The sequence below is a fragment of the Geobacillus sp. genome (assembly GCF_017515625.1).
In the GTDB taxonomy this organism is placed as follows: Bacteria; Bacillota; Bacilli; order Bacillales; family Anoxybacillaceae; genus Geobacillus; species Geobacillus stearothermophilus.
The window spans coordinates 1-19,037 of record NZ_JAFWFM010000001.1 but is presented as its reverse complement, the minus strand read 5'-3'; the positions used below and the strand labels follow the sequence as shown (position 1 = coordinate 19,037).

Genomic DNA, 19,037 nt, shown 5'->3' with positions numbered 1-19,037 from the left:
TCGTAGACCAATACCGGATCACCGACATTCGAGCGAATTCCATTACCGGGTTTGAAGTGGCACTCGATGGCATCTTGTTGGCGTATTCCCTGGTCACACTAGGGCTAGTTGAGCGCTGACGCTCAACTAGCACCACGGGTTTTTATAGAATTTTTGTAGGAACCTTCGATATGAGTCGATTATTCGCAATCCCCAGCAATCTTTCTCTAACCTCTTCTTTATCCATCTCTTCAAACCGATCCATAAAATCGTGAAGAATTTTTTCGTCCACCATCGTTGCTTTCCCAATATGAATTTTCGGAAACACTTGCTCTGGATGCACTTCATTTTCGTTAAGCAATTCTTCAAACAACTTTTCACCAGGACGAATGCCGGTAAATTCGATGCCGATTTCTTCGACGGTATATCCGGATAGTTTGATTAAGTTTTTTGCGAGATCAACGATTTTGACTGGTTCGCCCATGTCCAAAACGAAGATTTCGCCGCCTTTGGCAAGCGCGCCGGCTTGGATGACGAGCCGGGATGCTTCCGGAATCGTCATAAAATAGCGCGTCATATCCGGATGGGTGACGGTAACGGGACCGCCGGCTTGAATTTGCTTTTTAAATAACGGAATGACGCTGCCTCGGCTGCCGAGGACGTTTCCAAAGCGGACAGCGACAAATTTTGTTTTACTCTGCTTGTCCAATTGTTGAATAATCATTTCCGCAAAGCGTTTTGTCGCTCCCATTACATTGGTTGGATTGACAGCTTTGTCAGTCGAAATTAATACAAAGGTTTGGACACCAAATGTAGCGGCCGCTTCAGCAACGTTTTTCGTCCCGAAAATATTGTTTTTGACCGCTTCTTTCGGGTTGTATTCCATTAACGGAACGTGTTTGTGCGCCGCTACGTGGTAGACGACATCTGGCTTATGTTCTTCCATCACTTCAAACATACGCTCACGGTCTTGGATGTCGCCGATGACTGGAACAATGTCGATTTGATCTTTATATTGATTGCGCAGTTCCATGTCGATTTGATAAATGCTGTTTTCGCCGTGGCCGAGAAGAACGATTTTTTTCGGGTTAAACCGGCATACTTGCCGGCAAATTTCCGATCCGATCGAACCGCCGGCGCCCGTGACTAAAATGACTTTGTTTTCGATATAGCTGGAGATGCTTTCAATATCGAGTTCGACCGGCTCGCGGCCAAGCAAGTCTTCCACTTGGACATCGCGGAATTGACTGACAGATACTTTCCCGGTCACAATATCTTCAAGTTTCGGAACAATTTGCGTTTTTGCTTTCGTTTTCGCGCATTGTTCAAAAATGCGATTCAGTTCCTTTTTTGTCAATGAAGGAATCGCAATGATGATATGTTCAATTTTCAGCGCGCGAACGACATCTTCAATATCTTTCGTCGTTCCCATCACAGGAATGTTAAAAAACTGCAATTTTTGTTTATTAGGATCATCATCAATAAACGCAATTGGCTTCAGTTCCGCTTCTGGATTGTTTACTAACTGCCGCGCCACCATCGTTCCCGCGGCTCCCGCACCGATAATGAGCGTCCGCCGTTTATTCGCGTTTGGTCTTATGTAGCGGTCGCGGAACACTCTCCAGACAAACCGCGAACCGCCGATGAGAATAATATGAATCATCCATGTAATCATCAACGCGCGGACATAAATATCTTGAAAGGCGGAAAATTGCACGATCGCTGTTGTGATAATCGAAAACGTGACCGCCTTAATAATCGCCGTTAATTCGCCGATGCTCGCGTATTCCCACGCTTTATGGTACAAACGGTATATAAACGCAAAAGAATGATGGCTGACAAGCAGCGTTAACGCCGATAACAGAACCGATTTGTATTTCCAGATTTGTATTCCTGGATGAATCGTAAACAAGCTGACGTAAATCGCCGTTAACACGATTAATGAGTCCAATATTATTAAAAACGTTAATCGTTTTCGATATGCCAACGCACTGCGTCTCCCTTCGTATAATAGATAACGAGCCATGTTCGCCATGGCTCGTTATGATGCATTCGTATTTTGTTTTGTTTCCGCAATAATTTTCTCCATAAATGCGAGTAAATCGTCCCTTAACTCCTCATTCTGCAACGCAAACTCAATTGTCGTCTTAATAAATCCGATCTTCTCGCCAACGTCGTAGCGCTTGCCTTCGAATTCGTAGGCGAAGACACGTTGAATTTCGTTCAATTTTTGAATCGCGTCGGTGAGCTGGATTTCGCCGCCGGCGCCGGCTTCTTGTTTTTCAAGGAATAAGAAGATTTCCGGTGTGAGTATGTATCTTCCCATAATCGCTAAGTTGGATGGCGCGGTGCCTGGTGCTGGTTTTTCGACGAATTGGCGGACTTGGTAACGGCGTCCGTGTTGTTCAATTGGATCGATGATGCCGTAACGGTGCGTTTCGTTATCAGGCACTCTTTTGACACCAATAACGGAACTGAGAGTTTGTTCATATTGGTCAATTAATTGCTTTAAGCACGGCGTTTCCGCTTGGACGATGTCGTCACCAAGCAGAACGGCAAACGGTTCGTCGCCGATAAAGTTGCGTGCGCACCAAACGGCGTGGCCGAGCCCTTTCGGTTCTTTTTGACGAATGTAGTGAATGTCGACTTTCGATGGCTCTTTTACTTTTTCGAGTAAGTCGTATTTGCCTTTTTGAATTAAGTTTTGTTCAAGCTCAAAAGCGTTGTCGAAATGGTCCTCGATCGCGCGTTTTCCTTTTCCTGTGACGATGATAATATCTTCGATGCCAGAGGCGACCGCTTCTTCGACGATGTATTGAATCGTCGGTTTATCGACAATCGGAAGCATTTCCTTAGGCATCGCTTTCGTCGCTGGCAAAAATCTTGTGCCGAGCCCCGCTGCTGGAATGATCGCTTTGCGTACTTTTTTCATGGTACGTAACCCCCTATGTATAGTTGGCCCCTATGCCCCCGCGCATCGGTGCAACCGTAGCTGCGCCGATGCGCCGATGCATATGGGCATAAAAAACAGCCCCTTTTCGGGACTTAGTTTGGCATTTTTGATTTCAGATTCAAGATTTCTTTTTCATGATCGATCAGTTTGTCGAACATCACATCGGATCGGCGCTGCAAGGACGAGACGGTGACATCGACGGATTTTCTGATGCTCGTGACATCGTTTAAAATGAGGGATTGATTGTGTTTGGAAATGCGCAGCTCTTCGAGGATTCGCTCTTGCATTTGCTTCATGCCGGCCATCTCGTGTTCTAGTGTTTGTTGGCCTTGTTGCAGCTGGGTGATGTCTTTTTGGATTTGAGAGACCGTCGTTTCCAATGTCCGTTGGCCTTCTTGGAGCTGGACGATCTCACGCTGCAATGCATTCTGGCCTTCTTGCAACTGGACAATGTCTTTTTGAATTTGAGAGACCGTCGTTTCCAATGTCCGTTGGCCTTCTTGGAGCTGGACGATCTCACGCTGCAACGCCTTCTGCCCTTCTTGAAGCTGGGCAACGTCCTTTTGAATTTGGGAAACCGTGGTTTCTAATGTCTGTTGGCCTTGTTGCAGTTGGGTGACATCCTTCTGAAGTTGTGATACGTCTTGCTGCAGCTGCGATACGTCTTGACGAATGTGTCCGACTGTTCCTTCCAACCGCTCAAGCCTGTCGTGGACTGGTTTCAGTTCTTCTTGCAAGACGGAACGAAGCAATTCTTTCAGCTCTTGGCTCATGGCTTCACCTCCTTGACGCCATTATAGCATGGCGCGGCAGGGAAACGTTACAACGTGTATTCTCCTTGTCCGGAGTCATTCAGTGGAATGCGTTGATGAGGAACTTCATGCCCCAAAATGACAAGGCTTGGATCATCCCAGTCCGCATACGGCGGCTTCTTCACAGGTTTGCCCACCGGCTGCCGAAACAAAGCTGGATCTGGCGAGTTTTTCGATAAATGGTCATCCTGGTAGGCCGTGTATACACATATTTTTGAAAAAGGCGGAAGATCCAAAAGCCCCCGTAACATATAGGCATGAAGCATGCCTCCTTCAAACTGCTGTTTCGCCTTTTCCCAACTCTTCTCTCTTACTGTTTTTTTACATTCAAAAATGTGCAGTTCCCAACATTGCTTCTCTCTTCTGACAAAGACGATGCCATCGGGTGTGTTTTTGGTTCGAAGATAAGGGAATCCGTTGTTAGGCTTGATCGAAAACACTACGGCTTCGTTGGAACAGTGGAGCGTTACTTGTGCTTCTCCCGATTTTTCCTGCTCGATCACATATAACGTTCCGCCTGTTTCCCCCGTTTTCTCATAAAAGCTTCGCTCAAGGTATTCGAGGTTATTCATTCTCTCCATCCTCTTCCCCGATCTGGAATGCATACGTCTCTTCATTCAACTGCCAAATGACTTCATTGAACGTTTCCGCCGGAAAGCCGTTTTCGGTCGGAATGAGCGGCGTGATGATCGTGTCTTGGCCTTGCATGCGGAACTGGTACGCCCTCACCTTTTTCGGATCAATCGCGTCCTCATCGACATAGCCATACGTTTTCATCAACTGTTCTCTCTTTGGATACTGGTGAAGTTTGATCAAATTGTTCACCTGTTGGAACAAAATATCGCTATGGGTGGTCAACCACACCGGCATGCCTCGGTTGGCCAACTTGACAAGCGCTGTCGCTAATATGCGCTGGACGCGTGGATGCAGATGCGCTTCTGCCTCTTCAAAAAAGAGTGAACGGTACGTTGCTTTTGATTTTAAAAACAAAATGAGCGGCGACAGTTCAGTTACAAGCGACGATGTGACGTATAACGGCAAGCGCTCTTGTTTGCCTTGTGGGCAATAGTAGAACGATGGAATCGGTCCTTTTTCTTGGTCCATGGTTCCGTTGGCAATCTCGGTTTCAATAAATCGTCCGATGTCCGCATATTTCGACTGTCCGCTTTCCTCCAAACGCAACAACGCTTGCAAGAATCGATAGACAGGCAACGTGAAGTCAAGGGATGGTTCCTCATGTTCTTCGTTGATCATCCGTTCCATCATTTCTTGCACCAGCGCCTTGTAAGACAACATGAACCCTGTTCTCGAAGCGGGCAAATACAGCGCTTCGCCAATGGCCCGCCCTTGGATGCCGCCTTGTCTGGATGGTGGGTAAAACGGCGATGTAAGTCCATCCATCAACAAATTCCACGTAATGTATTGAGCCATGCGATACCGCTCTGTCGCTTGTCCCTTGCTTCGATCCGTATACGGGATGCGAATATAGTGTTTCCCCGTCGAAAAACGAGTGCCTTGGAGCGAATCTTTCTTTTCAAAGATGATTCGCAGCGGTTCAGAACGGCGGTACCGCTCGATGCTTAACGAACCGATCGGGATTTTGCGCCGAAAAATCGTTCGAACCAACTCGCTTTTTTTGTTTCTGAGAACATCATTAAACCATTGGACAAACAGTTGCGCTTCACGGTCTTGGATGAGGCAGTCATCGCCGATAGACGATTCAAGAAAGCGATCGATTTCCTTGTACGTGGACGTGTTCGGAGGGTCTTTTGGAAACAGCTTGCGCCCCTCGGACAACACCCCCCAAAGAAGCGACATCAGATAGCTTTTCCCACTGTTGTTGTCGCCGACAAACAACATCAACGGGGCAATATCGATTTCCCCCTGTTTGATCTTTCCAAATCGCTCAACCTTTAACGCCCAAGTTTGTTCCATGCGCGTATCGCCTCTTTTCACAGATTACGGATCCTCTATCTTTCTATTATAAACGATACGCCTGACTCATAATCACTGAATTAGATAAAAACGAGTGAAAAATCGGGCATCTAACCCGCCCTCACACCACACCCTCGACGACGGGCGTCTAAGGTGCCGGGACCGTCATCGTCCCCACCCACGGCATGGCCGAGTGCCTCCATTGATAACGGTAAGGAGACATCACCGAAAAGGAAAAAGGAAGCTGTTTCGGTTTTGTTGACTAAAATAGGAGACGAGTCAACAAATGGCTGAAACAGTCGGGCTAGCCTGTTGGCTGAGGCGCTTCTTCCTAAAAGAGGCCGAGAAATTTTTTCTTTTTGATCCGCACGGGCTCGTCGCGATAGACGGTTTGCCCGCCCACAAGCAGTTCGGCGTTTTCTTGGAAGAAATAAACGGCGTCGATGCCGAATTCGCAGTCGATCGTATCATAAGCCGTCCGCAGTTGGAAAGAACGGCTTGTGAGATTATGAGCATCTGAGGCAATGAAGTGCACCCAGTTCGCTTCGATCAACTGCATTGAAAACTTCTGAATATTTTTTCCGAAACGGCCCACGACGCTGGCGGCAGTCACTTGGGTAAGGACGCCTTTTTGGACGAGCTCGTACAGCCGATCTGGTTTTTCGATGATTTCAGCGTTCCGCTCCGGATGGGCGATCACAGGAGTGAGTCCTTTCAGCTGCATCTCAAACAGCAGCTGGTTCGCATAGCGTGGAACATGGTCAGATGGAAACTCGATCAAAATGTATGGCGATTCCCCGGTGAGCGGGAGGATGTCGCCCTGTTCCCAATGTTTCAGCACATCGCCATGGATGCGAACCTCCTGACCTGCTAATACAGTCAACGGAATTTGGTTTTGTTGGAGCTGCTCGTTTAACCGTTGGACGGCAGTGATGACATTTGGCGCGGGATTATCATACTTTCCATTGCGATGATGGGGAGTGGCGATGATCGTGGTAATGCCTTCATCGACAGCTGCCTTCGCCATCGCAATGGCGTCGTCCATCGTTTGCGCCCCGTCATCAACACCCGGCAAAATGTGGCTATGAATATCGATCATCACCGTCTCCCTCTTCTCCATCGTTTTCCAATATCTTGAACACCCTTAATCATAGCATAGGAGATTCGTCATAGCAATCGTGTTTTTTTGTCGCTTTTTGTCGAAAAAGAAGTTCTGCTGGCGCCATTTGTTGGCTGTTTCGTGAACAGTGGACATGATTTGCCAAAATTTGATAGGTTCGCACATTCTTCTAGTTGTTTCACCAAGGAAAACAAACTATAATCATAATGATGAATTTTAAAATCGAAGGAAGGTTGGACATGAGAGCAGAACGGCGAAAAAAACGAAGATGGCTGCGATGGGTCGGGATCATCGTTGCGTTGTTTGTAATTGGTGCGGGGGCGTTTGCCTATTCCGTTTACCATAATGTGAAACAAACAGCGGATCAGATGCATGAAGAGATCAACTGGCAATCGAAAAAACGGGAAGGAAAAGTATCGGTGGAACGGAAAACGCCGATTTCCATTTTGTTGATCGGTGTCGATGAACGGAAAGGGGATAAAGGACGCGCCGATACGCTCATCGTCATGACAGTCAATCCAAACAAGCAGTCGATTGAGATGGTCAGCGTCCCGCGCGACACGAGAACGGAGATTATCGGAAAAGGGACGGAAGATAAAATCAACCACTCGTACGCCTTCGGCGGCGTGGAGATGACGATGGCGACGGTGGAGCATTTCTTAGATATTCCGATTGACTATTACATTAAAGTCAACATGGAAAGCTTCCGCGACATCGTGAATGCCGTCGGCGGGGTGACGGTGAACAACCCGTTCGCGTTTACGTATGAAGGAACGCACTTCCCGAAAGGCGAGATTACGTTGAACGGCGATGAAGCGTTGAAATATTCGCGCATGCGCTACGACGACCCGCGTGGCGATTTCGGGCGCCAAGACCGGCAGAAACAAATCATTCAAGCGATTATTGAGAAAGGCGCCAGCTTCTCGTCGCTCACAAACTACAGCGATGTGCTCGCGGCGATCGGGAAAAACGTGAAAACGAACTTGACGTTTGAGGAAATGAAAGACATTCAGGCGAATTACAAAGACGCCCGCAAGCACATTAAGCAGCTGCATATTACGGGACAAGGGACGAAAATCAACGGCATTTATTACTTGCTTGTGCCGGAGAGCGAACGGTTGGCGATTTCAAATGAGTTGAAGGAGCATCTGGAGTTGAAGGCAACAGCGGCGAAGTAAATGAGACGCGCACCTTGTAAGGTGCGCGTTTTTATTGGGCGATGAAGCGCTTGGCGAGCGCATTGGCCCACACTTTGGCGCCTTCTGCGGTCGGCAGGTCACTTTCCGGATCAACGTATTGGTTTAGTTCCTCACTTTTATGGTCAGGCCAGGCGGACCAGTGATCGAAGTAGGCGTATCCGTTGTCTTTTGCGAACCGTTCGAGTGCTTCGACTTGTTTTGGATAGTATGTAGCGTTGTAAATCGGGTTCGGCGGCTGCAAGATCACGACCGCATCCGGGGCCGCCGATTTGAGTTGGTCGATGATCGATTGGATGTGGGCGAGCGTGTCGTCGATCGCCACGACGCCGTTGTCGTTTAACAAAAACGGTTCAAGCAAGACAAGATCCGGCTTATCCTTGGCCCAGTCGGCGGCGATGCGCTGTCGGTCGGCGTCGGCGGTCGTCAAGCCCTCGTATTCGTGGACGGTGATGTGAAACACGCCTTTCCCGTACGCTTTGTCGAGCGCCTGTTTTAATAAATCAGGCCAGCCGCCGTTCTCTGGCGTTGATTCGGAGCCAGCGATGACAAGGCGGATTGGGCGATTCTCCTCCACCGCCCGCTTGATGGCAGCTTGTGCAGCCGCAGGCAGCTGCCTAGCGCGGGCGAGGATCGCTTCCGTTTGGCTCGTCTCCATTTCCTGCTTGGCGGATATTTCGACTTTCGCCCGCGCCGCCTGCACGGTGGCGTCGATTTTTCGTTCCCAGTACAAATGCCCGGTTATGATGAAGGCAAGGCAGGCGGCGGTGAACAACAAGATCAAGATGAAGTTTCTCAACGGCTCTCCCCCTTTTCTCTATCAGAACGGCTTCCCGCGGTCGGGAAGCCGTTTTTGGTTACTTGTATTGATAGTAATAATAATACCCGCCGTCGCGGTGCTTCCGCTTATTCAAAACGACGCCGAGCAGCTTGGCGTTGGCCGCTTCGAGCAGCTCCTTCGCCTTGACGGCCGCCTCGATTTCCGTGCCGCCGCTTTCGATGACCAAGACGGTGCCGTCGCATTGATTGGCTAAAATTTGCGCGTCTGTCACGGCCAAGACAGGCGGAGTGTCGAAGACGACAAGGTCAAACGTCTCATACAGCTGTTCGAGGCATTGCGCCATCGCTTTCGAGCTGAGGAGCTCGGCGGGGTTGGGCGGAATCGGGCCCGACGTCAAAACCGACAAGTGATCGATTTCGGTCGCTTGGCACGTCGGCAACAGCGGCGCCGAGCCTGTTAAGACGTTCGTCAGCCCCATGTAGTTGTTCAGGCGAAACGTGTAATGCACCGTCGGTTTGCGCAAATCAGCATCAACAAGTAGCGTCTTTTTCCCTTGTTGGGCGAAGACGACAGCCAAGTTCGCCACGGTGGTCGATTTCCCTTCGCCAGGCCGCGTTGACGTGACAATTAAGGAACGAAGCGGCGCATCAATGAATGAAAACTGGATATTCGTCCGGATCGTCCGATATTGCTCTGCGATGGGCGATTTCGGATTGTCAAATGTGATCAGCTTCCGCTCCGCTTTGCGGATTGATGCTGCTGGTTTACGAGCCAATGGTTTCACCTCTTGTTTGTGGAATGACGGTTTCGCGTTTCGCTTTTTTCCTACCTTCCGCCGTGATCAAACTGACCGCGCCGAGCACCGGCAGGCCGAGATGTTTTTCGACGTCTTCTTCCGTTTTGATCGTGTTGTCCAAATATTCAAGCAAGAACGCAAGCCCTACACCCGTCATCAAGCCGACGACAAAGGCGATGGCCATGTTCAGCAATGGCTTCGGTTTGACCGGGGCTTGATGGTCTTTCACTTCCGCTTTTGAGAGAATCGTTACGTTGTCGATGTTCATGATTTTGACGATTTCGTTTTTGAACACTTCCGCGGTTTTGTTGGCGATCTTGACCGCCAAGGCAGGATCGGGATCTTGGACGGTGACGGAGAACACTTGCGAGTCTTTTTCGCTTGAGACTTGAATCTGTTCGTTCAGCTCGTCGATCGTCCGGTCAAGGCGGAGCTCGTCTTTCACTTTTTCCAAAATGGTCGGGCTTTTGATGATGACGCTGTACGTGTTGATGAGCTGCACGTTCGTTTGGATTTCATTGAAGTTGTAGAGCTGCTGCTCCGATTTCGCTTGGTTGACGAGAATTTGTGTCGATGCCTGATAAATCGGCGTTAATAGAAAATAGCTGACCACACCGCTTACAACGGTCGCTAGCGCGGTGATCAGCACGATGAGCCAAAGCCGTTTGCGCAATGTTTCGAACAGCTCACGCAGGCTGATCGTTTCTTCCACCAGTATTCCCCCTCTCTTGTCTGTCTCCTTCTTGGTTGACGTTCGCGGTACGTACGTCCCCTCTGATGCAAAAGGGAAGGTTGTACAAATGTTTCCTCCGCAAGAACATCCCGATGTTCGACCTCTGTCCCGATCTTTCGAACATGAATCGACATTCCCATTATAGCGAATGAAGCGAAACATATCTAGCCGAAATCGGTACTAATTTTGGCGAAACGAAAAGGCCGCCTCGATCGGCAGCCTTTTTTCGTTATTCGTCTATATTGTCTTTGTCGTTAGCGTCTTGCGGGTCTTCAATTGGGTCTTCGCGGTCCGGAACCGTATCGCGCTCATCATCGCCCGGTCCGTTGTTCGTGTCATCTCCCGGCGGGAGTTGATTGTTTTGGTTGTCGTTCAAATCAGCATCGCGGTTGTCCGGGATGCCGTCGTTGTCTTTGTCGTTGTCGACGTCATCGTTTTGGTTGATGTCATCGGCCGGGTTCACGTCTAGGTCGTTGACATCGTTTTGATTGTTGTTCGGCGGCGGCGGATTGTCTTTGTCGCCATTGCATCCGGACGCTAAAAAGAGGGCGACGATGGCGCTGAACAGTTTGAACAGCAACGCCTTTTTTTTCATGGCACCTTCTCCTTTCTTCGTGTTGTTGTGACCTTATGTAAGACCGGTCCTTGTTTATCTTTCCCAGAAGAGCGCATTTCATGCAAGGGGAATGAAACAAATGCGGAGGTGGCGTTTAGGGGAATGAACATACGCGCCCCGCAAAGGAGCGCGCGTTGGTCAGCCGTTTGTTTTCTCACCAAGGGCGAACATGAGCTCTGTTTCGCAGACGAGTTCGCCGTCGACGGTGGCGGTGCCTTTGCCTTTGCCGATGGCGCCGCGGGCGCGGAGAATTTCGACTTCCAGGCGAATTTGGTCGCCTGGTTTCACTTGCCGCTTAAAGCGGCAGTTGTCGATGCCGGCGAAAAAAGCGAGGCGGCCGCGGTTTTCTTCGCTTTGCAGGAGGACGACGGCGCCGACTTGGGCGAGCGCCTCGACGATCAACACGCCGGGCATGACCGGGTATTCGGGGAAGTGGCCGGCGAAAAACGCTTCGTTGGCGCTGACGTTTTTGATGCCGACGGCGCGCTTTCCTTCTTCGATTTCCAGAATGCGGTCAACAAGCAAAAACGGATAGCGGTGCGGGATGATCGCTTGGATTTGTTGGATGTCAAGCATAGAAACACTCCTTTTTCATGATCATCAAGACGATGACGCGGCGAGGTGCTGCTTACGTCCCTTTTTCGACAAAGTCGAGGATGTGCTGCCACGTCGAGGGGCGGAACACGTCAAGCCACGCTCCGTCGCCGATGGCGCTGTAGCCAACGACCGCGCCGGCGGCGAGGCTTAAGGCCATCAAGGCGGCGACGATGATGAGCCGGGTGCGCGCGAAACGGCGCGGCGCGGCCGCCTCCTCTTCAGCCGGAAGGGCTTGGGCTTCCGGTTCAGCGGGAGCCGGCGGGCTCTTTCTCACTCGGCCTTTCCGCCTTGCCATCCGGGAAGACGGCCGATGCATACGCTCTTGATGCCTCTCGTCACTCATCGCGATCCTCCTTATGAGGAGCGCATGCCGTTAATCAGCCCGAGCATTTGTTCCGAAATGGAAATGGCGCGGGCGTTCAGCTGATACGCTCGGTTTGTCGCCATTAGGCCAACCATTTCTTCGCCAAGGTCGACGTTCGACTGTTCCAAGGCGCCTTGCTTGACGCCGATTTGGCCACGCAAATTGCCGTTGAGCTCCCGAGCGGCGCCAGGGACATCCGGCAAGGTGAAGACGTTGTCTCCCTGGGCTTCGAGAAGCTGCGGACGGTCAATGGCGGTGACGCCAAGGTTCACGCGGGCAACAACCGCACCGCTGGCATCAGTGGCCGTCAGCATCCCGGTTGGGGAGAGCTGAAAGCCGGTTGTGCCGGTGGGAAATTCGATGGGCCGATTCGCTTCATCGAGCACCGGGCGGCCGTCGCTTGTCACGAGGGCAAGACGTCCGTCCATAGGAGTGACAGAAAAGTTGCCAGCGCGGGTGTAGCCGATCGTTGTGTCACCGTTGGCATTGGCGACTTGAACGCGAAACCATTGGTTGGCGGCGGTGAAGGCGAAATCGAGCGCGCGGCCGGTCTCGACGAGCGTTCCTTGAACAGACACAAGCATCGTCGAGGCGAGGCGCGCCCCGTTGCCGTAACGCACGCCGGCCGGCGTCTCACGTGGCGCTTCGTCGGCGGGGAGGCGGTCGACTTGCTGGGCGAGGAGCTCAGCGAAGCTCGCTTCGCGCCGTTTAAAGCCGACGGTGTTGCTGTTGGCGATGTTGTGGCTGATCGTATCAAGCCGCTCTTGCAAGGCGTTCATCGTGTTGGCGGCGGTGAGCATCGAACGAAGCACGGGCTTGTCCTCCTTTTGTCATCATTTCAGGCGGCCGACTTCATTGACGGCCTTGTCCAAGCTGCGGTCGTACGCTTGGATGATTTTTTGGTTTGCTTCAAACGTTCGGTAAGCCGCGAGCAAATCGGTCATCGTCCGCTCAACGTCCACGTTCGACCGTTCGAGAAACCGCTGCTTGACGGTATACGTGACATTGCCGGGCGCCTGCGGCAATGGCCCTGCCGTGCTGCGGAACAGGCCGTTTCCTTCCTTCACCAATGTTTGCGGGTTGGCGGCGAAGGCGACGCCAAGGCGGGCGATTTCCCGGTTTCCGGTGATGATCGTCCCGTCGTCGCGGACGGCGAACGTTTCATTCGGAACGGCGATGCGCTCGCCGTTGCCATCGAGCACATACCAACCGTCTTGCGTGGTTAAATAGCCGTCCGGGCTCACGGTGAAATGGCCGTTGCGCGTGTACCGGATGTCGCCTTGGCCGTTTTCGACGGCAAACAAGAGCGCCCCGCGCTGCCCGCTTGCCGGGTCGACCGGGACTTGTCCATCGACTAAGGCTACATCAGTGGAGAGACCGGTTTCTTTCATATCCCCTTGGCGGAAGTTCGGGATGAGTTCTTGCATATAGACACCCGTCTGGAGCGGCCCGATCGCCGTTTGCGTCAGAATGGCGCGCGGCGGGGCGGTCGGGGTCGGCTCGTCCTCGAGGCGGCTCATCAACAGTTCCGGAAACGCTCTCATCGCTCCTGCATCAGCTTTGTATCCCGGCGTTTCGGCGTTCGCCAAGTTGTTGGTCAGCATCTCGACGCGCCGCTCCTGGGCGAGCATGCCGCTCGCGGCGGTATACAATCCTCTTAGCATGACAGCTCCCTCGCTTGTCCATGAAAATTCGTGGCAGAAAGCCGCTGCCGGCGTTGGCGGGCGGCTTGTTGATTCCATTATAGGCGGGCGGGGGCGAGCCGCATCCCCTGCTTTTCCTTTTTTACACCAACTGCGATTTCGACGCGCGGTCGATGTTCTCAAGCATCAGCCCGGTGCCAAGGGCGACGCAGTCCATCGGATTTTCGGCGATGAACACCGGCAGCTTCAGCTCTTCGGCAAGCAACTGATCGATGCCATGCAAGAGGGCGCCGCCGCCCGTTAAGATGACGCCTCGGTCGATGATGTCGGCCGACAGTTCCGGCGGCGTGCGCTCGAGCACGCTTTTCGCGGCTTGTACAATCAAGGACACCGGCTCGCGAAGCGCCCGTTCGATCTCCTCCGAACGGACGGTGATCGTGCGCGGCAGTCCGGTGACGAGATCGCGGCCGCGGACGTCGATTTCTTCGGTCCGTGCGCCTGGGAATACCGTTGCGACTTTGATTTTAATCTCCTCGGCCGTTCGTTCCCCGATGAGCAGCTTATATTCGCGCTTGATGTAGTTTAAAATTTCCATATCGAACTTGTCCCCGGCCATTTTAATGGAAGAGGCGGTGACAATGTCCCCCATCGAGAGAACCGCCACGTCGGTCGTGCCACCGCCAATATCAACGACCATGTTTCCGCACGGCTGAAAAATGTCCATTCCGGCGCCAATGGCTGCGACTTTCGGCTCTTCCTCCAAGTACACTTTTTTGCCGCCGCTTTTTTCTGCTGCCTCTTTGATCGCTTTCCGTTCGACCGATGTCGTGTTCGTCGGGCAACAAATCAAAATGCGCGGTTTGGCGAAAAAGCCTTTTAGGTCGAGCTTGCTTAAGAAATGCTTCAGCATCGCTTCTGTAATGTCAAAGTCGGCAATGACGCCGTCTTTGAGCGGCCGAATGGCAACAATATTCCCAGGAGTACGTCCGACCATTCGTCGTGCTTCTTCGCCGACTGCGAGCACTTTGTTCGTGTGTTTATCAATCGCCACGACGGACGGCTCATTGAGCACGATGCCTTTGCCTTTGACGAAAATGAGGACGTTCGCCGTGCCTAGGTCAATGCCAATATCTCGTGAGAACATACATGCTCCTCCTTGCCTCTGCCCTGAAATCATTCCTAATAGATTATTCTACCATATTTGCCCCCCGGAATGATACTGTAAACGGCAGATGGCAAGGAAAAAGTCAGTTGTTTTTCACCGCTTGCTTTTTGTACTTCTTCTTCGTCGCTTCACCGCCGCGCAAATGGCGGATCGATTTATGGTAATCGAGGATTTGTTTCACTTCTTGGGCCAGCTCCGGATTGATCTCCGGTAGCCGTTCGGTCAAGTCTTTATGCACGGTGCTTTTCGACACGCCAAACTCTTTCGCGATGACGCGAACGGTTTTCCTCGTCTCCACGATATACTTGCCAATCTTGATCGTACGCTCTTTGATGTAATCGTGCACACCACTCGCCCTCCCTAAGTTGGATGTGAGAAGTGAGAAGTGTGAAATGAGACTCGTCTTGCCACTGATGAGCGCCGCTTTCGTTGGATGTCTTGGAAGCGTCTTCGCCGCGTCGCTTGCCGGTTGTGAACGATCCCCACCTCAACCACTCTCATTGCTGTTCAATTTGTAACATTTTATTAGACAAAACGGGAATATATACCAGAAATATCAAGGCGGACAACGGTTTTTTCACAATTTTTTTGCGGTTTGTAACGGAAGGGAAATGGGAAACGACTATGTATAGAGAGGAAAAAAGGAGGATCTGGCATGGGCAAAGGAAAAATGATCGGCGTCGCAGCCGTGTTGGCCGGGGTGGCGGCGGCGAGTGCGCTGTTTATGTATAATAGCGGCAACGAGCGCCCGCAGGCGAAAGATGATTTGCTTGGCCCCGCTCCAGCGGGCAAACCAGCGCCCACAGGCGGGAAAGGGATCATCGCCGGAACGTTGGAGCCGTCACTCACATACGAAAAGCAAAACGATGCTTACGTGTTTACGTTTACGGTCAAAAACCAAACGGAGCGCGTGCAAACGGTGACGTTCACGAGCTCGAAAAAGTATGACTACATTTTGTACCGCGATGGCCAAAAGGTGAAGCAGTACAGCGAAGGGAAGATGTTTGCACAAATTTACGAAGAGCGCACGTTAAAACAAGGGGAAGAGCTGTCGTTTCAGGAGACGTTCCGCGGCCTGGAGCCCGGAACGTATACGCTTGAGTGGTGGCTCGCCGACCAAAACTGGCCGAACGCGCGGGCGAAAGTGACGTTTACGGTGCAATGAGGCTTCGGGCGAATGACAAGTCAAACGGCCGGCCGCATGCGGCGCATGCCAAACGCCGCTCGTGCCGAGTTGGCCAACAGCCCGGTGAGAGAGGGCGTCCGTTCGCCTGTCAACGGCAACAATGACGACAAGAGGGATGTTTCCGTCACTGTGAGGAAGCATCCCTTCCATCTTTCTTTAGCCATAGAGGCCATTCATGGCGAGAGAAACACCGCCCCGTACACGAGCGCCAAGGCGATGACGTACGCCGGATGGAGGCGCCATTTGCCGAACATCAACAGGGCGCTGGTGGCAGCGAGACACACCATTTGGACGAGCCCGGCTCCTTCGTACGACTCGCGAAAAAAGTCGATCGCCATGATCCCGAGCATGACGACGCGAAAAAAAGCAAGAAATAAATGCCATTGGTTCATCGAAGTCATCCCTTTATCGTGAGTCTCACCAAGCGGCGACCGCCCCGTCCGTGTGCGGCTCCGTCCCGGCGGCAAGCACGCCGGTGTCAGGATCGCGCCAAATGATTTGTCCGCGGCCGAACGGACCTCCGTCTAAGGCAAAGCGAATGTCATGCCCTTTGCGGGCGAGCGCTTCGGCGATATGGCGCGGGAAGTGCGGCTCGACGAGCACCGTTTTTTCTTCCATCCACTGCCAGCGTGGCGCATCGAGCGCCGCTTGCGGGTTCAAGTCAAAATCGATGGTGTTCATGATCACTTGCAAATGCCCTTGCGGCTGCATAAATCCGCCCATGACGCCGAACGGGCCGACCGGTGCGCCGCCTTTCGTCAAAAAGCCGGGGATGATCGTATGGTACGGCTTTTTCCTTGGCGCCAGCCCGTTCGGATGGCGTTCATCGAAGACAAAGTTATGGCCGCGGTTGTGCAGGGCGATGCCCGTGCCTGGGACGACGAGGCCGGAGCCGAAGCCCATGTAATTGCTTTGAATATAGGAGACCATATTCCCTTCGCCGTCGGCGGCGGCCAAATAGACCGTGCCGCCTTTGGGCGGCGTCCCCGGCTCCGGCGTGAGCGCCTCCGCGCCGATTTGCGCCCGGCGCATGGCGGCAAACGACCCCGACAACAGCTCGTCTGGGCTGCAGCTCATATAACGGCGGTCGGCGATGTACGCTTTTCCATCAGCAAAGGCCAGCTTCATCGCCTCGATTTGCCGGTGGTGCGTCTCGACATCCGGGACGCTTGGCACGTCAAACCCGTTCATGATGTTGATGGCCATCAACGCGACAAGCCCCTGCCCGTTCGGCGGGATTTCCCACACTTCATAGCCGCGATAGGAAACGGAGATCGGCTCGACCCATTCCGGTTCGTACTCGGCGAGGTCGTCCGCCGCCAAAAAGCCGCCGTATTGCTTCGAGAAGGCGGCGATTTTTTCCGCCAGCTCGCCGCGGTAAAAGCTTTCCGCCTCCGTTTCGGCAATGGAGCGCAGCGTCGCCGCATGATCCGGAGACGCCCACACTTCCCCGATCTTCGGCGCGCGGCCGCCCGGCGCAAACGTCGCAAACCACGAGGCGAACTCCGGCCCGTTCAGCGCTTCTTTGTACACCCGATAAGCGTTCGCCCAGTATTTGCCCAGCACCGGCGATACTGGGTAGCCGTTTTCCGCATAGGCGATCGCCTCCATGACCGATATGAAACCGTATCGTGGGCGTTCTATCAGTTCCGTCAACTGTTAGAGTATAAGGCACGTTTGCATGGGTCAAAAGTGATGGTGGTTGCTCCGCATTACACCTCTTTGACATGTCCAAAGTGTGGTCATACGGAAAAAGCCAATCGAAACAAGCGTACACACACCTTTTGTTGCCGAACATGCGGATATACCTCAAACGATGACCGCATTGGTGCCATGAACCTTCAACGAAAAGGAATAGAGTACATCGTTGAAGGAACGACACAGGCATGACCTGCGTCGTTGGGCAGTTGTCAACCTGCCCCTAATGCAACCCCAAGTCAAGGAAGGAGGACGAAATCCGCTCGCACTTCTGGGGAGTTGCAAGCCTCCACTTCAAGCGTTAGCGAAGTGGGGGTAGTTGACCATTACTAGTGAAGAGCTTTTTCTGGTCGCTGTGCTTCCCCGTTTGGATTTCGAAACATCAAAACCAAAAAGACCCGCCCGCTTGTCTTGGCAAACGGACAGGCCTTTTCGTCGCGTTTTTCGTTTCCTCTTGCTCGACGCCTTGTCGATTACGCTCTCGCCATGCCGATCGAGGCGTCTGGCGTTTTGTAGGAAGACGCGTCATCATGTTGGTCTTGCTCATGGTCGCTTGGCGCCGTTTTGTTGTCATCAGCCGGCGTTTGTTCGGTTTCCTTGGCCGGGCTTTGTTCACTCGGCGCGGTTTCGTCGCTTGGCGTCACGTTCTTCTCTTCGCTTGCGTTGGCGTTATCTGTTCCGGCGTTGTCTTCGGCTTTGTCGGTCAAGGCGGTCAACGGTTTGTCGATATAGTCGATCGGGTTGACCGGTTTGCCGTCTTTGCGAATTTCAAAGTGGACGTGGATGTCTGCTTGTTTGTTAAACTCGCTTTGCCCTGCCTTGCCAATCACTTCGCCTTGTTTCACCGTATCGCCTGCTTCCACTTTCACGTCGGCCAGCGATTGATAGACGGTCGTGACCCCTTGTTCATGATTGATTTCCACAACGTAGCCTAAAATCGGGTCTTTTTCCGCTTTCGTTACCGTGCCGCTTAATGCAGCCGTAACGTCAAACGTTTTGCCGTCTTGGCGCACAAGGTCGATCCCTTGGTTCGGATGGTACGTATGATCGTAAAAGACGAGGGCTGCTTCCTGTTCCTGTTCTGATGCGTTGTCATCATAGAACGGTGTTTTGACTTGCACGGCGTTCGGGTCAAGCACAGGCATCGCGATGTTTTCGACCGTTTCATTGACCGGAACAGCCGGGTTTTCCTGCTGGGCGGTGCCGTTTTTCACGGTGTCGTTTTCACCCGACTTCTCTTGTTTGCCCACTTGGAACCAAAGTGCGCCTGCGACGATCAACGCTGCGCAAGATAGATAAATAGCCGGAAATACCCAACGCTTGCGGAAGAAACGCTTCAGCGACGGTTGTTTTTGTTCCTCTCTCATGTTCATCACCTCAGCAACCATTTTGAACAGAAAGAGGAAAAGATATACACGCCGAATACAATTTTTTCGCTTATTTTTTGATATTCCCCCGCATTT

At 52.3% G+C, this 19,037-nt stretch carries 21 protein-coding genes and 3 pseudogenes; 4 read left to right on the top strand and 20 right to left on the bottom strand.

Annotation, left to right across the window (positions count from 1 at the left end):
- Positions 1–119 (top strand): annotated as a pseudogene (locus tag IKE44_RS00120) (IS982 family transposase); the annotation flags it as partial.
- A gap of 23 nt (positions 120–142) precedes the next feature.
- Here IKE44_RS00120 and IKE44_RS00115 read toward each other — a convergent pair.
- The 6 genes from IKE44_RS00115 to IKE44_RS00090 all read right to left on the bottom strand — a co-directional run bounded on the left by IKE44_RS00115 (position 143) and on the right by IKE44_RS00090 (position 6,778).
- Positions 143–1,966, bottom strand: coding sequence for a nucleoside-diphosphate sugar epimerase/dehydratase (locus IKE44_RS00115; RefSeq protein WP_287464626.1), 1,824 nt, complete (start codon positions 1,964–1,966; stop codon positions 143–145).
- A 54-nt stretch (positions 1,967–2,020) separates the two neighbouring features.
- The gene (galU, locus tag IKE44_RS00110) at positions 2,021–2,911 is read right to left on the bottom strand and encodes a UTP--glucose-1-phosphate uridylyltransferase GalU (protein ID WP_287464625.1); all 891 of its coding nucleotides are present in this window, start codon (positions 2,909–2,911) and stop codon (positions 2,021–2,023) included.
- A gap of 113 nt (positions 2,912–3,024) precedes the next feature.
- Positions 3,025–3,705 carry a hypothetical protein gene (locus IKE44_RS00105; RefSeq protein WP_287464624.1) on the bottom strand — a complete coding sequence of 227 codons (681 nt, stop codon included), beginning with the start codon at positions 3,703–3,705 and terminating at the stop codon, positions 3,025–3,027.
- Between the two features lie 47 nt (positions 3,706–3,752).
- Positions 3,753–4,316, bottom strand: coding sequence for a hypothetical protein (locus IKE44_RS00100; RefSeq protein WP_287464622.1), 564 nt, complete (start codon positions 4,314–4,316; stop codon positions 3,753–3,755).
- Positions 4,309–5,679 carry an AAA family ATPase gene (locus IKE44_RS00095; protein WP_287464620.1) on the bottom strand — a complete coding sequence of 457 codons (1,371 nt, stop codon included), beginning with the start codon at positions 5,677–5,679 and terminating at the stop codon, positions 4,309–4,311. The genes IKE44_RS00100 and IKE44_RS00095 overlap by 8 nt, the downstream gene beginning before the upstream one ends.
- Positions 5,680–6,010: 331 nt before the next feature.
- Positions 6,011–6,778: a tyrosine-protein phosphatase gene (locus IKE44_RS00090; RefSeq protein WP_287464618.1), complete on the bottom strand. Its 768-nt coding sequence runs from the start codon at positions 6,776–6,778 to the stop codon at positions 6,011–6,013.
- A gap of 260 nt (positions 6,779–7,038) precedes the next feature.
- Here IKE44_RS00090 and tagU point away from each other — a divergent pair, with 260 nt between their 5' ends.
- A complete protein-coding gene (gene tagU / locus IKE44_RS00085; protein ID WP_287464617.1) occupies positions 7,039–7,977 on the top strand; it encodes a polyisoprenyl-teichoic acid--peptidoglycan teichoic acid transferase TagU in 939 nt (312 codons plus the stop codon).
- Positions 7,978–8,008: 31 nt separating this feature from the next.
- On the opposite strand, the gene IKE44_RS00080 is transcribed toward tagU, so the two are convergent.
- The 10 genes from IKE44_RS00080 to spoIIID form a co-directional block, all read right to left on the bottom strand.
- Positions 8,009–8,794 (bottom strand): SGNH/GDSL hydrolase family protein, encoded by a 786-nt coding sequence (locus tag IKE44_RS00080; RefSeq protein ID WP_287464615.1) that lies wholly within the window; start codon positions 8,792–8,794, stop codon positions 8,009–8,011.
- Between the two features lie 58 nt (positions 8,795–8,852).
- A complete protein-coding gene (locus IKE44_RS00075; RefSeq protein ID WP_049626534.1) occupies positions 8,853–9,551 on the bottom strand; it encodes a CpsD/CapB family tyrosine-protein kinase in 699 nt (232 codons plus the stop codon).
- Positions 9,541–10,284: a YveK family protein gene (locus tag IKE44_RS00070; protein ID WP_049626535.1), complete on the bottom strand. Its 744-nt coding sequence runs from the start codon at positions 10,282–10,284 to the stop codon at positions 9,541–9,543. The genes IKE44_RS00075 and IKE44_RS00070 overlap by 11 nt, the downstream gene beginning before the upstream one ends.
- A 250-nt stretch (positions 10,285–10,534) precedes the next feature.
- A complete protein-coding gene (locus tag IKE44_RS00065) occupies positions 10,535–10,900 on the bottom strand; it encodes a hypothetical protein (protein ID WP_049626536.1) in 366 nt (121 codons plus the stop codon).
- 159 nt (positions 10,901–11,059) lie between these two features.
- On the bottom strand, positions 11,060–11,497 hold the full coding sequence (gene fabZ, locus IKE44_RS00060) for a 3-hydroxyacyl-ACP dehydratase FabZ (RefSeq protein ID WP_064213655.1): 438 nt from the start codon (positions 11,495–11,497) through the stop codon (positions 11,060–11,062).
- 52 nt (positions 11,498–11,549) lie between these two features.
- Positions 11,550–11,792, bottom strand: coding sequence for a DNA-directed RNA polymerase subunit beta (locus IKE44_RS00055; protein WP_231107671.1), 243 nt, complete (start codon positions 11,790–11,792; stop codon positions 11,550–11,552).
- An 80-nt stretch (positions 11,793–11,872) separates the two neighbouring features.
- Positions 11,873–12,694, bottom strand: a complete 822-nt coding sequence (locus tag IKE44_RS00050; protein WP_064213653.1) for a flagellar hook-basal body protein — start codon at positions 12,692–12,694, stop codon at positions 11,873–11,875.
- 21 nt (positions 12,695–12,715) lie between these two features.
- Entirely contained in the window at positions 12,716–13,546 is an 831-nt protein-coding gene (locus IKE44_RS00045) for a flagellar hook-basal body protein (RefSeq protein ID WP_064213652.1), read from the bottom strand.
- A 121-nt stretch (positions 13,547–13,667) separates the two neighbouring features.
- Positions 13,668–14,669: a rod shape-determining protein gene (gene mreB, locus IKE44_RS00040; RefSeq protein ID WP_033013679.1), complete on the bottom strand. Its 1,002-nt coding sequence runs from the start codon at positions 14,667–14,669 to the stop codon at positions 13,668–13,670.
- Positions 14,670–14,772: 103 nt separating this feature from the next.
- On the bottom strand, positions 14,773–15,036 hold the full coding sequence (spoIIID, locus tag IKE44_RS00035) for a sporulation transcriptional regulator SpoIIID (protein WP_008880665.1): 264 nt from the start codon (positions 15,034–15,036) through the stop codon (positions 14,773–14,775).
- A gap of 309 nt (positions 15,037–15,345) precedes the next feature.
- Here spoIIID and IKE44_RS00030 point away from each other — a divergent pair, with 309 nt between their 5' ends.
- On the top strand, positions 15,346–15,855 hold the full coding sequence (locus tag IKE44_RS00030; RefSeq protein ID WP_033013678.1) for a BsuPI-related putative proteinase inhibitor: 510 nt from the start codon (positions 15,346–15,348) through the stop codon (positions 15,853–15,855).
- Between the two features lie 20 nt (positions 15,856–15,875).
- Here IKE44_RS00030 and IKE44_RS00025 read toward each other — a convergent pair whose 3' ends face one another.
- From IKE44_RS00025 to IKE44_RS00015, 3 genes and pseudogenes are all read right to left on the bottom strand, one after another.
- Positions 15,876–16,004, bottom strand: a complete 129-nt coding sequence (locus IKE44_RS00025) for a hypothetical protein (protein WP_259463369.1) — start codon at positions 16,002–16,004, stop codon at positions 15,876–15,878.
- 45 nt (positions 16,005–16,049) lie between these two features.
- Positions 16,050–16,268 carry a chromate transporter gene (locus IKE44_RS00020; RefSeq protein WP_230581297.1) on the bottom strand — a complete coding sequence of 73 codons (219 nt, stop codon included), beginning with the start codon at positions 16,266–16,268 and terminating at the stop codon, positions 16,050–16,052.
- A 25-nt stretch (positions 16,269–16,293) separates the two neighbouring features.
- Positions 16,294–17,481: pseudogene (locus tag IKE44_RS00015) on the bottom strand (gamma-glutamyltransferase family protein); the annotation flags it as partial.
- On the opposite strand from IKE44_RS00015, the pseudogene IKE44_RS00010 reads away from it, so the two are divergent.
- Positions 17,479–17,766: pseudogene (locus IKE44_RS00010) on the top strand (zinc ribbon domain-containing protein); the annotation flags it as partial. The pseudogenes IKE44_RS00015 and IKE44_RS00010 overlap by 3 nt on opposite strands.
- Positions 17,767–18,047: 281 nt before the next feature.
- Here IKE44_RS00010 and spoIIQ read toward each other — a convergent pair.
- Positions 18,048–18,941, bottom strand: coding sequence for a stage II sporulation protein SpoIIQ (gene spoIIQ / locus IKE44_RS00005; RefSeq protein WP_053532599.1), 894 nt, complete (start codon positions 18,939–18,941; stop codon positions 18,048–18,050).
- Positions 18,942–19,037: the final 96 nt, after the last annotated feature.

Coding starts and splice junctions, on each gene's coding strand:
- IKE44_RS00100 (WP_287464622.1), bottom strand. CDS start 4,316: ATGAATAACCTCGAATACCTTGAGCGAAGCTTTTATGAGAAAACGGGG.
- IKE44_RS00065 (WP_049626536.1), bottom strand. CDS start 10,900: ATGAAAAAAAAGGCGTTGCTGTTCAAACTGTTCAGCGCCATCGTCGCC.
- IKE44_RS00020 (WP_230581297.1), bottom strand. CDS start 16,268: ATGAACCAATGGCATTTATTTCTTGCTTTTTTTCGCGTCGTCATGCTC.
- mreB (WP_033013679.1), bottom strand. CDS start 14,669: ATGTTCTCACGAGATATTGGCATTGACCTAGGCACGGCGAACGTCCTC.
- IKE44_RS00090 (WP_287464618.1), bottom strand. CDS start 6,778: ATGATCGATATTCATAGCCACATTTTGCCGGGTGTTGATGACGGGGCG.
- fabZ (WP_064213655.1), bottom strand. CDS start 11,497: ATGCTTGACATCCAACAAATCCAAGCGATCATCCCGCACCGCTATCCG.
- IKE44_RS00105 (WP_287464624.1), bottom strand. CDS start 3,705: ATGAGCCAAGAGCTGAAAGAATTGCTTCGTTCCGTCTTGCAAGAAGAA.
- spoIIQ (WP_053532599.1), bottom strand. CDS start 18,941: ATGAGAGAGGAACAAAAACAACCGTCGCTGAAGCGTTTCTTCCGCAAG.
- IKE44_RS00095 (WP_287464620.1), bottom strand. CDS start 5,679: ATGGAACAAACTTGGGCGTTAAAGGTTGAGCGATTTGGAAAGATCAAA.
- galU (WP_287464625.1), bottom strand. CDS start 2,911: ATGAAAAAAGTACGCAAAGCGATCATTCCAGCAGCGGGGCTCGGCACA.
- IKE44_RS00030 (WP_033013678.1), top strand. CDS start 15,346: ATGGGCAAAGGAAAAATGATCGGCGTCGCAGCCGTGTTGGCCGGGGTG.
- tagU (WP_287464617.1), top strand. CDS start 7,039: ATGAGAGCAGAACGGCGAAAAAAACGAAGATGGCTGCGATGGGTCGGG.
- IKE44_RS00045 (WP_064213652.1), bottom strand. CDS start 13,546: ATGCTAAGAGGATTGTATACCGCCGCGAGCGGCATGCTCGCCCAGGAG.